This is a genomic window from Paraburkholderia sp. MM5384-R2 (assembly GCF_014201025.1).
GTDB classification, from domain to species: Bacteria; Pseudomonadota; Gammaproteobacteria; order Burkholderiales; family Burkholderiaceae; genus Paraburkholderia; species Paraburkholderia tuberum.
In genome coordinates this window covers 53,420-68,719 of sequence record NZ_JACHDI010000029.1, presented here as the reverse complement: position 1 = coordinate 68,719, position 15,300 = coordinate 53,420, and the positions used below count along the sequence as shown (strand labels likewise).

Sequence of the window (15,300 nt, the reverse complement as noted above, 5' to 3'; positions counted from 1 at the left end):
GCGACCAGATTCCGAGTGCGTGATTGAGCAGATGAAGAAAGAGATAGACCAGCAACACCACGCCGGAGCCGAGTTGCATCCGGCGCAACGCGGCTTGTATCCGCAATGTCATGCGAACGTCCCGCTGGTCTCGTGCGTCACGACCTGTTCCGATGCGCGGACCATATCGACGATGTTCATTTGATCACCCATTTGCCGTCAGTCTTACCTGCAAGACCGCGGGGATGCGGTGGTTATTCCCGATTCGATTTACGTGGCTTCGCAGTGTCGAGCGAGTACGACACTCTGGCGTGCCCACGATGACGATTCGGCGCGCGTTGCGTGAGTTAGCGACTATGATTGATTGGTTGATTTTGGCCGACCGGAACCACATCGACAGGCCGATGAAAGACTTCTACCAGATCGAATGCAAGTGCGGATATGCGGTGTCGGGCGGTATTGCGCGCAAGACGCGACATGGCGTTGCGCACGCGGTGGCCGCGCCGTTGGCAAAAACAACAAAGGTCAAAGGTCATGGGTACGTCATGGCATAGGGGGCTGATGCCGCGACGTCCGGTGCCGTCTCCAGGCCTCATTGGAAGGAGACACGGCGATGAACTTGAGCAGAGAGTCGTGGCGCGCGCGTGGGCGCGTGCCGTCGTGGGTGGGGGCGTGCTGTGTGCTGGCGCTGTGCGCCATGTGGAGCCACATCGCATACGCGGGTTCGTCAGCAGGACAATGCCAGGGCGAGGCATGCAAAAGGCACGAGCCACCACCCCGATCGAAACTCAGCTGTCCGAATCTGAATGGATTGACCATCCGCGCCCGTGAGATCGGTCTGCCGACGACAGGCGCCGTCGTCACCTCGACGACCCAGGTGGCGGCGAGCGGCAGCGGCGCGACGGCTACCGGATCGTACTGCCTCGTGGCCGGCGCGATTCATCCGGTCGATCCATCCGCGCCAGACATCCTGTTCAACGTCGCGTTGCCGGACCAGTGGAACGGCAAGATCCTGATGCTCGGCGGCGGGGGTTTCGACGGCTCGATTCCCGCCATCACAGGTAACGTGCCGAGCGCGCCGGCGGCTCTGCCGGGGCCGTTGTCGCGCGGCTACGCGGTGTTCGCGAGCGATTCCGGGCACGAGGCGACCAACGGTTCGGTGAACGGCGCGTTCTCCGTCAACGCCGAGGCCTACGACAACTTCATGGGCGAAGCGCTGAAGAAAACGCATGACGCCTCGCTCGTGATCATCGACGCGCATTACGGCACGCATCCGTCCAGGGCGTATTTCGCGGGCGGCTCAACTGGCGGGCGCGAGGCGCTGACCGTCGCGCAGCGCTGGCCGCGCGACTGGGACGGCATCATCGCGTTCTATCCCGCGTACGACTTTACGACGCTGAGCCTGCAGCAATTGCGCGTGACCGAAGGCTTCGCGGCGCCGGGCGCGTATCTTGACACAGCGCAGCGCGCGCTGCTGCTCAACGCGGTCATGCAGGCTTGCGACGGACTCGACGGCGTGGTCGACGGTCTCATCAGCAACGTGCAGGCGTGCAATGCGACGTTCAACCCGGCGACGGCCAGCGTCGACGGCAAGCCTTTGCGTTGCGCCGGCGGTATCGCGCGCGGCGACACGTGCCTGTCGGACCGGCAGATCGCGGCGCTGAACACGATGAACACGCCACTCGTGTTTGCGTACCCGCTCGAAAGCGGCGAAACGCTGTATCCCGGCTATAACGTGTATGGCGCCGATCTCGGGGTGGGCAGCAGTTCACCGCTCGAAGGCATCGTCACGACGCTCGCGCTCGGCACGACGCAGCCGTCGTATCCGCTGCAAAGCACCGCGATGTTCGACGGCCAGATCGCCGACGACTTCGTCCGCTACACGGTGATGGACGACCCGGACGCAGACTCGCTGAAGTACAACCCCGCGATTGCCGGTCGATGGTCCGGCCGCGTCAGCATGCTGTCGGGGCTTGACGCGACCGATGCGAACCTGACGCCCTTCATGCGGCACGGCGGCAAGTTGCTGATGGCGCACGGCACCGTCGATCAGACCGTCAGCACGCGGGCAACCGAGATCTACTATCAGCGCATGCTGGTGACGATGGGCTTTGGCGCGGTCGGCTCGTTCGCGCGCTTCTATGAGATTCCGGGGCTGCAGCACGCGGTCGGCACCGAGTTCAATGCGTCGTGGGACTCGCTGACGACGCTGGAGAACTGGGTCGAGCACGGCACACCGCCGGCGCATCAGGTGGTCACCGACACGGAGGGTGTGCCGGGACGCACGCGGCCGCTATGCCAGTATCCGGCGTGGCCCAGCTATAACGGCGCGGGCGACGTGAACAGCGCGAGCTCGTTTACCTGCGTGCAGTGAAGCCGGTCATGGAGAGGCTTGCCGGTCGCGGTGCTAACTGGATGAATCGACATCGTGCCGGAATCGACCGCGTTGCGCGGGGTCGGTGATGCAGTCCTCGACCCGCTGGACGAACTCGTCGAAATTCGCGGCGTGCCGCGCCTCGCGACTGGCGATCATCTTCGCGATCGGGCCCAGATAGACGGCCAGTTTAACGGCGACGGCATCGACGCTGGCCTGATCGATCGCACTGTCTGCTGACGTGCCCGCGGCGCTCGCGGGCGATACAGCCGATACCTTTGCGGCAGCCGTCGCGACGCGTGAGCCCGGCGATGACGAGGTCATCATCGACATATCGGGCAAGCCAGCCGTCAGCCGCGCGAAGGCCTGCTCGAATTCAAGCCGCGCCGTGTCCGGCAACGCCGCCGCCAACTGCGCGCCGAGCGTCGGCAGGTCGTTCGTCTGGGTGGCCGCGCGTCGCACCAGAAGGCTCGCGAGCGGGCCCATCTGGGTCGCGAGTTGGCGTTCGATGCGCGCGAGCATCTCAGGCGGCCAACTAGGCGGCGCCGAAGGCACGGGTATAGGAGGTGCGGGGCCGACGCCCGTCGCATGCGCTGGCAAGGAAGCGGACGCCGACCAATACGCGGACGGCGTCACGATAGTCCGGTCATCGTCGGCCGCCGCCAGTGAGACGGCCAACGACCTCAAGCTCGCGAGCCATTGCGCGGCCGAACCGAAGCGGTCGTCGGGCCGCCTCGCGAGTGCTTTCGCCACCATCGCGTCGAGCGCCGGCGGCAACGCGGAGACGATTTCCGATGGCCGGGCCGGCGCATCTTTGATGATCTTCTGCCTGATCGTGGCCGGCGAGCCGACGAACGGCTGGCGGCCGGTCAGCATGCGGTACAGCACGACGCCGGCCGAGAACAGGTCCGCGCGGGCATCGACCGATTCGCCCTCGAACTGCTCGGGCGACATGTAGCTCGGCGTGCCGATCATCCACCCGGACGAGGTGGCGGACGAGCCGATGCGCGCGACGCCAAAATCGGCGACCTTCAGAAGCCCCGCCGCCGTGACGAGCAGATTCGCGGGCTTGATATCGCGGTGCACGACGCCGGCCTCATGCGCATACGCGAGCGCGGCGAGCAGTTGCGCGAGCCAGTGGAAAGCGTCCGACAGCGGCAACGTGTGGCCCGGCACCAGCAATGTATCGAGGCCATGCCCGGCGACGTACTCCATCACGATATAAGCCGTATCGCCGTCTTCGCCGAAATCGTGGACCGTGACGATGTTCGGATGCGCGAGCCGACCGGCCGCGCGTGCCTCGTTGCGAAAACGCAGCAGCATGTCGCCACTCGTGTCCTCGCCGGCGAGCAGTTCGCGACGCACGGTTTTCAGCGCCACCGGTCTTTCCAGGTGCGGGTCGAACGCGAGATAGACGACGCCCATGGCGCCCCTCCCCAGCACGCGGTCGATGCGGTACTTGCCAATGCGCGTAGGGGTTGCTTCGTTGCTCATTCGGGTTCCGGTCGAGGGGCGCCTGGCCGATCACGCCAGCTTACGCCCCCAGCATCCGCAGCGCTTCGACGAGACTCGTTTTCATGCGGTTGAACGAGACCGCGAGCGAGGCGATTTCGTCGCCGCCGCGCGTCGAAAACGATGCGGTGTCGAGCTTGCCGAGGCTGACTTCGTCGGCCGCGCGCGACAAAGCCTTGAGCCGCTTCGTCACGAGGAAATGCACCATCAGGTTCAGCGCGATCAGCACGCATCCGAACACCGCGGCGAACGACAGCATGAACGTGCGCCAGACCCTGTGCGCCTGTCCCAGCGGCAGCGACATCGGCACGGACACGACCTGCGCGCCGATCGTTTCATGCAGGGGCCAGTTGAAGCCGTTCGCCGGTCCGTATTTGTCGATCATCGTGCGCGGCGCCGCGCTGGGCGTGCTGTGGCATTCGAGGCACGCGGCCGAGTCGATGCGGGTGGGCCGCGCGATGTACAGGCTGGGGCCCGACGGCGTCGCGCGTTCGCCAATCAGTTCGGGCAATTCGGGGTGGTCATGCAGGCGCCGGATCACATCGGTCTCCCAGTCCGTGGCGCGGTCGCGCGGGTTGGTCGGATCGAGCATCGCGCTCTTGTACGAGAAGCCCGGAAACTTCTTCTGGATCGCGAGCAGGCTCTCGACGGCGGAATACGCGGGAATCGACTGCGGGACGAACGCGTATTTGATCTGCGTGGAAAGCAGCGGCGTCACCTGATCGGCCGTGTAGTTCTGCGCCGCGGTAGCGGCTTCGATCATCAGGCTCGCGTCGCGCACGGTTGTCTGCACCGCGTTTTCCTGCAACACCCGGTCGGCCACGAAACCCGTCGCGGCGAATCCCGCAGCGAACACGACGAGGAAGGCGAGATTGAATTTCAGAGTCAACGACAGGTTCATGGCTGCTCCACGCGAATGGTGTGCAAGGGCGTCAACGCCTGGTGGTGCATGGTACGTCAATGCGCGTCGTCGGCGTCGTCCGGCGTGGGTTTGTCCCGGTACAACGATCCGGCGCCGGATTGCGGACGCGCGAGCGGCGGCGCTTGCGCGGGCCTTTTGTGTGGCTCGCTCGCCGGGCGTGGCGGCGGCGGATGCAATATCGGCCGCCATTCCGGCAAAACGTCCAGATGGGCGTCGACCTGCGCGCGGAAGGCAGGAGTTTTCAGGCGAGGCACGAAGCGTTTGACGAAGGTGCCACGCTCGCTGACGCTGCTCGTGAGCCAGTCGGAGACGTCGGCGTAGTCGACGGCGCGCAGTGGCGCGGCAAGTTCGTGCCTGCTCGCGAGCCGTCCCGCCACCCCGACCAGCGCGTCCCGAAAGCCTGGCGGCATCGTGCCGATGAACTCCGCGGATGGCCGGGCTTGCGCGCGCAGGGGCCCGTCGGCATGTCGCTCGAGGTACTGGCCCGCGTGCAGGATTTGCCTGGGCGCCTGGGCAGGGGCGCGAACGACGACGATCGCGTCATCCCCGGACTCCGCGAAGATCGCGGCGCGCTCGCCGGTGGTCATCGCGACGACCGACCACGGACCATTGCCTGAAGGTTTGATGTCGAGGCCGTGAAGCTCGATCGACAGCGGCGGTTGCGCGCCTGCGCTCACCTTGCAGCCAACCTTGAGCCAGCCGCTCAGCATCGTGATTCGCAGCGGTCCCGCCGCGGCGTTGTGCGAGGTTGACGGCGTTCTGAGCAGTATTTGCGTTTGCGGCCCGAGCGCGATCAGCGTCCCCGCACCGTCTTCGAGCTGCGCGGATTTGCCGGCGTCGGTTTCGATGATGTCGTCGTCGCGCAGCCTGGCGCCCTCGCCCGTCCGATACAGCGAGGCGCCGCGAATCACCGACACGGGACTCTCGGCGAAAGAGACGACGACGTCCGCGTGGACGAGCGGCACCGCCGACGCAAACAGCGCCAGCGCGCCGCCCGCGCGTGCGCGCAGGAAGGCTGACGCCAGCATGACGAGGAAACGGCGAGCGGATGGCATCATCGGGGTCCGTTACGTCGGTGTCTGCGGTACTGTTTATCGTAGACGGTCCGATTCGTCGAGGGGTTAACCGACGAAGGCCGACACACGGCGTATTTCCCCAATCGCGGCGCGCGGCTTTCAAAAAGACGCGCATAGCGTTGTTTTTGCGGACCGCCGCGCTTGCCTCAATTCCCAAACGTCGCCAGCTTGAACGTGCACGCAGTCGCCCCCGGCATCAGAAGCCCCTGCTCCACGCCAACGGGCACCTGCCTATTGCCCGGCCCGTACAGCCAGTAGGTGAAGTAAAGCGCTCCCGCATGGCTGACCGCCAGTCGTTCCAACGCCTGGAACGGCCCCGAATTGATCTTGCCCAGCTGCGGCACGAGGTTGATATCGGTCGAGCCGCCGAGCGTGTGGGGAATGGCGTGCCCCCGGTGATAGGTCCCGCCGTTGGCGAGCGGATGTCCGCGCATCCGCGTCGCGATTACCTTGCGCGGCACCGTACTCTTTCCCTGACTGATTCCCCACGCCGCGACGAGGCGCTCGGTCGTCATATCGAACAGATATGAAAACTGGCCCATGGAAGTTTCGAGCAATTCGCACGATGCCACGCGCCGAACATAATCATCAGCCCACAGGGCGACCAGCAGCGGGGCCACCTCGTCGCTAAACGCAGCGGTCGCATGCGCGTGCGACAGGCGCGGCAAAATGCGGTTGAGTTCTGCGTAATCCGTCATGCGTCACCTCGACAGCGTGTGTCGCGCGGTTCGCGCGGCTCGCTTCGTCCTTGCTATCCGCCCGCTCTCGCGACCGCCTCCTGCAAGCGCCGCCGCACCTTGCCGACATCGACGCCGCCGGGTCCCGGCGTGTCGATGATCGGCATATAGCGCGCAGGCGTATGCAGCAAATAGGCCTGCATCTCATCGATCACGATCCGGTCGCTCGGGTCGTAGCCGAGATTCTCCAGTTGCCGGGTCAACTCCGCGCGTTCCTCGAAGCTCAATACCTGCCACCAGAACGCGCGGCACGCATGTGCGTATGCGCCGTCCGAAAAGTACCGCCAATGGCCCAATTCGTGACTGAGGATCGCGGCCCTGACGGTGGCGTCGATCGTCTCGCCGCCTGGCGCGCGACCCAGCCCGGGAATGGTGATCAGAAAATCGTGTGCGTTCGCCGCTTTCCAGATTCCCTGCTCCCCGCGAATCAAACGCCATCGCACGAGAATCGTCTGCAACGTGCGCTCGCCCTGGTTCAGCACCACGCCCTGCTCGCGCGCGAGTTCGAAAAAATGCGCCAACTCCTCCGCGCTGAAGTTGTTGCCCGCCGTCAGCCCGGCGGGGTCGGTGCCAAAGCGCCGCGCGTGAGCCGCGATGGCCGCCGCCGACACCACGCGGTCGCGCGGCATATCGCGGCGTTCGAGCAATGCCACCACGCGCGCGAACATCGCGCCCTGTTGCTCGAGGCTGGCCGCCTGCATCACATAAAGGCCGGGTTGGTCCGTCACGGTGAACAGTTGCAAGCGCGCGTCGGGGGCCAACGCGGCGGCGAGCCGGGCAAGCGGCAAGCGCACCGCTCCGGTGTCGTCGTCGACGGCCGCGGGTCTGTCGGCGGCGTTGTTCGAGTCCTGCGGACCCGCGGCGAGCGCGATCGTGGCGACGCACGCGAACAGCAGCGCCGCGCCCGTCGCCACGTTGCAATACACGCGATAACGTGTCATCCGCGGCAACCTCGAAAGCGCCTAATCCGTGACCGTGACGATCGTCACCCGACGGTTCTCGGGCGCCGCCGGATTGCGCTTGTTCAACGGATCGGAGGAACCCTTGCCGAGCGACGATAGCCGCTCCGCCGCGATGCCGTCTTTCCGCGTCAGATATTCGACCACCGCGGCCGCACGGTCTTCGGAGAGCTTCATGTTGGCATCGGGCGACCCGCGAGGATCGGCATGCCCTTCGACGCGAAACCGGTACGCCGCGAGTTTCTCCGATTGCAATGCACCGGCGACCTTGTCGAGCGCGGCCTTCGCGCTGTCGGTGAGCGTGGCCGAATTGGTGGCGAACGTGATCAGGATTTGCGCGGCGGGTTTTCTCGCGGGCGCGGGGCGCGGCGCGGCGGACGGCGGCTTGTTCGACAGCACGAAGCCGCGCGTCACGATGTTCTCGCCCGACTCGCTCGACTGGTCGGGTTCGAGCGCGCGCGTCACCGACTGCTCGTTGATGTCCTGCTCGTTCAGGACCGGTTCGGCTGCGCGCGAGACCGTGCACAGCAATGCGAGCAAGCACAGCGTGGCGGACAGAACGCCGCCGGAAATGCGTCGTGCGGAAGACGGATGGGTCAGGCGTGACATACGGCGATCTCCGCAGAATGGAGTTGCGGTGAGGCCGCCAGCGCCCCTTTACGGACCGTCGGCGAACACCGGCGGGAACCGGCGTATGACAGCCTCATCCTTTAAAGACGAATGATGGGAAGTCAATTTGAAACGCTTACCCTTACCCGCGGCGGCGACCTCAGTGATGCCGTTGCTGTGCGCCCGGGTTCGACATCACGTCGATCACCGAATCCCACTCCTGCGCGCCGACGTCGAGCAGACTCGCGAACTGCAAGCCGGTCGTCGTGCCCGCGGAAACTCTCGCCGAAGCCGGCACGGCGGGTGATCCGTCGCTCCACCAGAGCGCGTGTCCCATGGCGACGGTCTGTTCGAGCAAGGCGGCGAATCCGCCGTCGACTGCATCAGGGATGGCGAGCCGCCACGGCATCGATGCGCGATCCCCATTGAACAGGCTCTCGGCTCGCAACGCCGCGTCGAAAGCATCGAGGGCGAATTCCTGCGTCAGTGTCGACAATGCAAGCGCCACCAGGCGGTCATACCATCCTTGCGCATCGGCCAGTCGCCGTGCGAGTTCGGCGCCGTCGATCGCCTCAGCGATCGTGAACGGAAAATAGCGCCCCACACGGTCCACGCCCGGCGTCAGAACGCCCGCCCACGCGCTCGGGCCATACAGACCCGCGCCCAGCGCGAAACACCACACCGGGGCATTCAGATACAGTTCCAGCCACTGCGCGCCAAAGCGCTGCCGCGCGAGCAACATGCCTTCCTGCAAGCGCTCATCCCAACGCGTGACGAATTCGACTGGCAAGCGCCGTCCCACGAAGTCACCATGCGTGCGCACCTTGCCGAAGAAGCCGGGCCCGGATGTCGGCTCCTGCGCAAGCTCGCCGCTCATAGCCGATCCGGACAGCGAAACTGTTCGAGCATGGCACGGCGAAACGGATTCACGATGCTGCTGGCTGCCAGTTCGAACTCCGCGCGCCGGCCATCCGAGTCGAAGCTCAGGCGAAAGCGGTCGGGTTGCGCGGTGGGTTGCAGACGCGCATCGTCCATCAGATGCAGCAGTGCCCACGGTCCGTCGGCGCGCGCCGCCGGTGTGCTGCCCGCCGGCGTGAACTCGACGCGCGCCTGGCCGGTGCCCTTGCCGCTCGGCCACTGGAACACCATCGATTGCGGCGTGTCGGGTTTGACGACCATTTGCTGCCCATCGATGTCGAGCGTGAACTGGGTAATCGATGGATCGATGCTGAGCGGCTTCACCGTGAAGCGCACCGACACGTCCCGGCCGCCGGCCCGGAAGAACGCGTCGCGGATCTGCGCGGCGCGCTGGAACTGGCCGAGCACGTCGACCGGGATGCCGAGCGTATCGACGCCGCTGCGCCATTTCCACTGCGGTCCCGACATGTCGACCATCGTTGCCAGATTCTTCTGGAAGAAATCGTCGATCAGGCCGCCTGGGCTCAGCAGCCTGCCGAAATCGTCGGGCGCGACGTCGCGCGTCGAGCCGCGCACGAGAGGATAGCGACCGTCGAGCGCCTGCCGGCACAGCTGCGCCACGTTCGCCTGCCACAACGCGTTCAGGCGCGCCCGCTCGCCGCCCACCATCAGCGACCCCGCCCCGCTCGCGACGCTGGTGACCACCGTCGCGAGCGGCGGCGGCGCCCCCTGGGCCACCAGCTTGAGCTTGTTCAACGCATCGCCGGGCGGCGGCGGCAAGCCCTGACGGCGCGCCGAGTCGGCGGCCTCCAGATAGGTCGCGGCGTCCTTCAGCGCGGCGAGTTGCGCGTCCAGCGGAGCCGGGCCCGGCGCGCCGGGTTTGCCGGCCAGTTCGTGCAGCGCCTGGAAATGCGCGTCGACCGGATTGAGTTCGGCCGGCGCGGGCGGTGCCGCGTCTTCCGGCTGGTTGCCGAGCGCGCTCTCGAGGCGTTTTTTGGCCGCATCGAGCTTGTTGGTCAACGCGGCAACGCCCTGCTCCGTCAGCGAACCGCCCGTTTTGGTGCTGCCCAGCGTGGTTTCCTGCGCCGCGGCCAGCATCAGCGAGCGCAGCGGCGAGTCGGGCGCCGCAAGCAGATTCGCCACGCGTGCCGCCTGCTGCACGCCGTCGAACGGCACCACGTCGATATCGTTGAGCAACGCGTCCCACTGGCGGATGTACTCGTCGTAGTAAAGCCGGGTGATGCCCGCCTTCAGATCCTCGATACCGTTCGGCGTCAATACCGATTCCTGACGGCCGAGCACCCAATCGTCCTTCGCGATATCGATCACCGCCGCGTCGCGCAACTGGCCGAACTTCTGATAGCCGGCCCGCGTGTACGCGCCTGTAACACCGCGCGTCAACGGCGCGCCGCTCTTGCGCACGAGCACCAGCGCGGCATTGCGCCCGGCCGCGTTGGCCGCGCTGAACTCCGGCAGTCTGCTCTGTTCGAGATCGCGTTTGACGCGGTTGAACAGACGCTGCGTCAGCGGCATTTTGGCGAGCGTCGCGCGCGCCTGCGCGATCAGATCCTTGTCGAGCGGCAGCGACGCATCGAAGCGCGCCGGCTGGAACAGCGCGGCGAGATGGCCGTCGAGATCGTTGCGCTGGTCGTCGCCGGCATCGCGCAACGGCCCGCGGCGCCAATCGACATCGGCCCACAAGCGCACCGAGTCGGCGTCGAAGTGCAGCGAATCGCCCAGCATCAGATACGCGCGCAAGACTTCGTACTGGAAGTCGGGATTGTTCGCGTCACCGCGGCGCAATTCTTCTTCCATGCGGCTCACGACCAGAGGCAACAGGGTCTGCCGCAACAGCCGCCGATAACTGGTCTGCGCTTCGAGGCCGAGCTTGTCGCCCTGATAAAGGCCAAGGCGCGACAGCCACGGCACGCTCCTGTCGCGGTCCGCGTAACCGCCGGGAAGGTCGCGCGCGGCATTGAGCAGCGGCAGCAGCGCAAGCGGGTTGTCGCCCGGCTGGGTGGTCTGCGCGAGCTTCTGCAACCCGGCAACGTGCTGTCGAACATCGGCGACGTAAGCGCGATTGCGTTGATAGCTGACGAAGAACAGAACCAGCGCCAGCACCGTGACGATGCCGATCGCCGCCAGCGCGGCGCGCTGAAACCAGGCGCGGCGCCGCTCCAGCTTCTGGTTCACGCCCGCGAGTCCGGCTTCCTCGAAGATCACGCCGCGCAGCAGCCGCGTGATGAAGTAAGCGCGCCCGCTCGCCGGATCGGGCAACACGACCTGTTGCTGGAAGCCGAGCGCCGAGGCGACCGCGCTCATCACGCGATCGATCGGCCGGCCTTCCTGGGTGCCGCTCGTGAAATACACGCCGCGCAGCAACGCGGACTCCTCGAAGCGCGAGGTACTGAAGGTTTCGTCGAGAAAGCTTTTCAGTGCGGCTTGCAGACCCGCGAACTGCTGCGGAAATCCATAGACGAGCGCACGCCGGCGCACATCGGTCTCGCGCTGCATACGGTTCAGCACGCGGACTTGCAGTTGCTTTTCCAGCGCGTCGAATTCGGCGGGAAATGCGGCCAGTGCGTCGTCCGGCGAGCCTTGCCCGGTGAACGGGAACGTCATGCCCCAGACCTGTTCGCGCTCGTCGCGGCCGAGGTCGTCGAAGAATTCCGCAAAACCCGCGAGCAGATCGCATTTGGTCACGATCACGTAGACCGGAAAACGCATGCCGAGCTTGCCGTACAGTTCCCTGAGACGCTCGCGCACGGCTTGCGCCTGCTGCGCGCGTTGCGGGTCGGACAGTTGCAGCAGGTCGCGCGTCGACAAGGCCACGATGACGCCATTCAGCGGCCGGCGTGGCCGATACTTGCGCAGCAGTTGCAGGAAGCCGGCCCACGCGGCCTGATCGGCTTCGGCGAAACTATCCTGGGTGGTGAAGCGGCCCGCGGTATCGAGCAGCACCGCATCGTCGGTGAACCACCAGTCGCAATTGCGCGTGCCGCCCACGCCGCCGATCGACTGCTTGCCGAGCCGCTCGGCGAGCGGAAACTTGAGTCCGGAGTTCAACAGCGCGGTGGTCTTGCCCGTACCGGGCGCGCCGACGAACATGTACCACGGCAACTGGTACACGTACTGACTACCGAAGCGACCCTTGACCCGCGCCTTGCGCAAGGTCGCCATGGCGGCTTCGAAACGCTGCTTCAACGCCGCGATGTCGGCCTCGGATTCTTTCTTGCCGGGCGCGGGCGCGGCCGGTCCCTCTGCCACCACGCGAGTGAACCGGATGTTGGCGAGACGCACCGCGATCCAGCGCACGCTCCAGTACACCGCCCACACCAGCAGCAACACGATGATCACGGCCCAGCGGCTGCGGTTGCTTTCGAGCGGCTCATGACCCGCGTACGCGACGAGCGGCCCCTCGACCCACACGATCAGCGACAGCGCGAGCACGCCGAGCAACGACAGCACGATGGCTCGTCTGAGCCAGCCAAAGATTTTCATACCCGGCTCCCCTGTGCCACCCGCGACGGACTCATCCCAAAGGCCTTCACGATGCCGCTCCCGGCGCCAGCACCGTGATATCGACGCGGCGGTTGCGCGCGCGATTCGCGGCGGTGTCGTTCGGTGCGATCGGCTCGGCGTCGCCGCGCCCTTCGGCGCTGAAGCGGGCGGGGTTGCCGGCGCGCGACGCGAGCATGTCGCGCACCGCTTCGGCGCGCGCCTGCGACAAATGCCAGTTCGACGGGAAGCGCGCGGACAAGACTCGCTGGCTGTCCGTGTGACCCGCGACCACCACGTTGCCCGGCACTTCCTTCAACGCGTCGCCGATACGCTGGATGAGCGGGACGAAACCCGCGGCGAGCTCGGCGCTGCCCGAGCCGAACAGGCCGTCGCCATTGATCGTGATGACGGTTCGGTCGGGCAACTCCGAGACACGCACGAGGCCCTGGGCAATTTCAGGCGCGAGGAACTGCGATAGCTTCGGCGCAGGTTTGGGCGCCGCCGCCAGCTTCGAGGCAAGCACGGGAGCCGGCGCGACGCGGATGCCGTGCAGCGCTTCGAACACGCGGTCGGACATGTCGTTGAGCCTGAAGCTCAACACCAGATTGACGATCACCAGCACGAGGCAGGCGATTGCCGCCGCCACCCACAACGGCACGAGTTGCAGCAACGGCTTGCGTTCGACCTTGACCGGCAGCCAGTGCGGCGACAGATCGCGTTCGGCCGCGCCGCGCTGGCCGCGAATCATCTGTTCGAGGCGTTCGCGGATCGTGTCGAGCTGCGTGCGGCCACCGTCGATCAGACGGTAACGTCCCTCGAAACCGAGGCCGAGAATCACGTAGATCAATTCGAGCACGTTGATATTGCCCGCGGGGTTCTGCGCGAGACGCTGCAGGATCAGGAAAAAGCGCTCGCCACCCGAGGCCTCGTTGTGGAACGTCACCAGCAAGCTGCGGCTGCCCCACAAGCCCGCCCCCCACGGCGTGCTGGCGATCGCTTCGTCGAGGAACGTGCACAGGCAATAGCGCGAGGCGCCGAGCTTCTCGTCGTCGATGCCGTTGGCGCGGCCTTGCGTCTCGAAGTTGCGCACCATTTGCATCAGCTGGTTGCGCAGGTCTTCGACATTCGGATGGGTCGGCAACTGCCGCAACGGCAGCGCCAGTTCGATCAGCGGGTTGGCCGCGCGCAACAGCGGATTCAGACCGCCGCCGGCGGGCAGCATCGGCGCGGGCGTTGCCGTGGCCGCCATGAACGCCGCCCGCGCGCCGCCCGGTGTCGGAATCAGAATCGTCGCGCCGGGATCGTCGGCGGGGCCACGCGGTTCGTCTGGACTCACGATGAACTTCCTCAATCAATGCATCAACGGCGAATTGCCCAGAACTCCATCGTCAGTCCGGGAAAGTCGCCGGCGACGTGCAACGCCATGCCCGCGGAATTCGCGAACTGTTTCCACAGTTCGTTGCCGCGATCGAGTTCGAAGTAGGTAAAGCCCGCATGGAACGGCAGTTGCCGGGGCGCCACGGGCAACGCGCGCAGGCCGACACCCGGCAATTGCAGATTGACGAGATCGCGAATGCGTTCGATCGGGCCGATCTTCACCTGTGGCGCGAAGCCGGTCAGGATGTGCTCGGCCGGCATTTGCGCGCGCACCGCGAGCACGAAGGTGGCGCCGGCAAACAGCGTCTTGTCCGGCACGATCGCCACGCGCAAGCCGAACTTGCGCTCTTCGAGCGGGATCGCCACCGCGTGCGGGTCCATCACCATGCTCAGCGACGCGCGAATGTCGTCGATCACCGGTGCGAAGGTATCGCGCAACCACTCATGGCGATACACCGGATACGCCGGCGGCCGCTTCGACGCCTGGCTGAAGGTCGCCAGCTCGCCGGCCAACTGCACCGCCACCTGATACAGCGACTCGGGATGCAGACCGGTCATCGTCGAGAGATGCGCGGCCAGCGGCTCGTGGCGATTGATCAACTGCAGCAACAGGAAATCGGCCACTTCCGCGACGCCCGTCACGCCGGGCTGTGCAAGGCGTCCGGCCAGCGCTTCACCGCGTTGATGCAGAAGGCCCACGAGGTCGTCGACGAACCCCGCGAGGCGGCGCGCCACCCGATAGTCGAGACACGGCGGGCTGTAGTCGTTTTCGAGCACGACGCGGTTGTCGGGCAGACGCTCGAGCACGCGCGCGACGCCGAGCGCGGTGTAGGCATTCGCCACGTCGGGAGCGAGCGCGAGACGCACGCGCAGTTTGCCGATCTGCAGCAACGCCGCGCCGGCATTCGGATCGTTGCTGTCGCTGACGTCGAATTCGGCGACGCGGTGTCGCGCGAAGTTCTCCTCGCTGGCGTCGTTGCCGGTTTCGGCGACACCCGGCCTGCGCACCGGCAACGCCAGTTGGACCAGCATGTTGCGGGTGCCTTCGGGAATCTCGAGCGGCTCGGGCAAGTCATCGTCGGCGGGCAGATCGAACGGTGTGCCGTCCGGCATCACGCCGGAGCACGACAGCAGCGCGAGCTTGCCGAGCTTGAGCAGCGACTCGTCGATCTCCAGCGCGGTAAAGCCCCAACTGTACGGACGCAGGCCGGCCGCGCGCGTCTCCAGTTGCCGCTGCAGATAGCGGTCGTGCTGCTGCAAATGCTGGGGCTGCAGAAACATCCCCTCCGACCAGATGACTTTGCTGTTCCAGGACATGTTGTCTCGTTCAAACGTT

The 15,300-nt window shown here is 66.2% G+C and carries 12 protein-coding genes; 2 read left to right on the top strand and 10 right to left on the bottom strand.

The window, feature by feature from the left end:
- Window positions 1-299: 299 nt before the first annotated feature.
- Together HDG37_RS32190 and HDG37_RS32185 are read left to right on the top strand one after the other, a co-directional pair.
- Window positions 300-533: a hypothetical protein gene (locus tag HDG37_RS32190; protein WP_184054714.1), complete on the top strand. Its 234-nt coding sequence runs from the start codon at window positions 300-302 to the stop codon at window positions 531-533.
- Between the two features lie 257 nt (window positions 534-790).
- Window positions 791-2,353 (top strand): tannase/feruloyl esterase family alpha/beta hydrolase, encoded by a 1,563-nt coding sequence (locus tag HDG37_RS32185; protein ID WP_260335177.1) that lies wholly within the window; start codon window positions 791-793, stop codon window positions 2,351-2,353.
- Between the two features lie 33 nt (window positions 2,354-2,386).
- Here HDG37_RS32185 and HDG37_RS32180 read toward each other — a convergent pair whose 3' ends face one another.
- The 10 genes from HDG37_RS32180 to tssK all read right to left on the bottom strand — a co-directional run bounded on the left by HDG37_RS32180 (window position 2,387) and on the right by tssK (window position 15,281).
- Window positions 2,387-3,847 (bottom strand): serine/threonine-protein kinase, encoded by a 1,461-nt coding sequence (locus tag HDG37_RS32180; protein WP_184054712.1) that lies wholly within the window; start codon window positions 3,845-3,847, stop codon window positions 2,387-2,389.
- A gap of 40 nt (window positions 3,848-3,887) precedes the next feature.
- Window positions 3,888-4,766 (bottom strand): DUF3365 domain-containing protein, encoded by an 879-nt coding sequence (locus tag HDG37_RS32175; protein WP_184054710.1) that lies wholly within the window; start codon window positions 4,764-4,766, stop codon window positions 3,888-3,890.
- A gap of 56 nt (window positions 4,767-4,822) precedes the next feature.
- Window positions 4,823-5,845 (bottom strand): hypothetical protein, encoded by a 1,023-nt coding sequence (locus HDG37_RS32170; protein ID WP_184054708.1) that lies wholly within the window; start codon window positions 5,843-5,845, stop codon window positions 4,823-4,825.
- Window positions 5,846-6,009: 164 nt separating this feature from the next.
- Window positions 6,010-6,561, bottom strand: a complete 552-nt coding sequence (locus HDG37_RS32165) for a hypothetical protein (RefSeq protein WP_184054706.1) — start codon at window positions 6,559-6,561, stop codon at window positions 6,010-6,012.
- A 53-nt stretch (window positions 6,562-6,614) separates the two neighbouring features.
- Complete coding sequence (locus HDG37_RS32160) at window positions 6,615-7,541, bottom strand: hypothetical protein (protein ID WP_184054704.1); 927 nt, start codon at window positions 7,539-7,541, stop codon at window positions 6,615-6,617.
- A 21-nt stretch (window positions 7,542-7,562) separates the two neighbouring features.
- Window positions 7,563-8,168 carry an OmpA family protein gene (locus tag HDG37_RS32155; RefSeq protein ID WP_184054702.1) on the bottom strand — a complete coding sequence of 202 codons (606 nt, stop codon included), beginning with the start codon at window positions 8,166-8,168 and terminating at the stop codon, window positions 7,563-7,565.
- A gap of 160 nt (window positions 8,169-8,328) precedes the next feature.
- The gene (gene tagF / locus HDG37_RS32150) at window positions 8,329-9,045 is read right to left on the bottom strand and encodes a type VI secretion system-associated protein TagF (protein ID WP_184054700.1); all 717 of its coding nucleotides are present in this window, start codon (window positions 9,043-9,045) and stop codon (window positions 8,329-8,331) included.
- The gene (tssM, locus tag HDG37_RS32145; protein WP_184054698.1) at window positions 9,042-12,587 is read right to left on the bottom strand and encodes a type VI secretion system membrane subunit TssM; all 3,546 of its coding nucleotides are present in this window, start codon (window positions 12,585-12,587) and stop codon (window positions 9,042-9,044) included. Before tssM ends, tagF begins: the two co-directional genes overlap by 4 nt.
- A gap of 46 nt (window positions 12,588-12,633) precedes the next feature.
- Window positions 12,634-13,923, bottom strand: coding sequence for a DotU family type VI secretion system protein (locus HDG37_RS32140; protein ID WP_184054696.1), 1,290 nt, complete (start codon window positions 13,921-13,923; stop codon window positions 12,634-12,636).
- Window positions 13,924-13,946: 23 nt separating this feature from the next.
- Complete coding sequence (tssK, locus tag HDG37_RS32135) at window positions 13,947-15,281, bottom strand: type VI secretion system baseplate subunit TssK (RefSeq protein WP_184054694.1); 1,335 nt, start codon at window positions 15,279-15,281, stop codon at window positions 13,947-13,949.
- Window positions 15,282-15,300 lie beyond the last annotated feature (19 nt).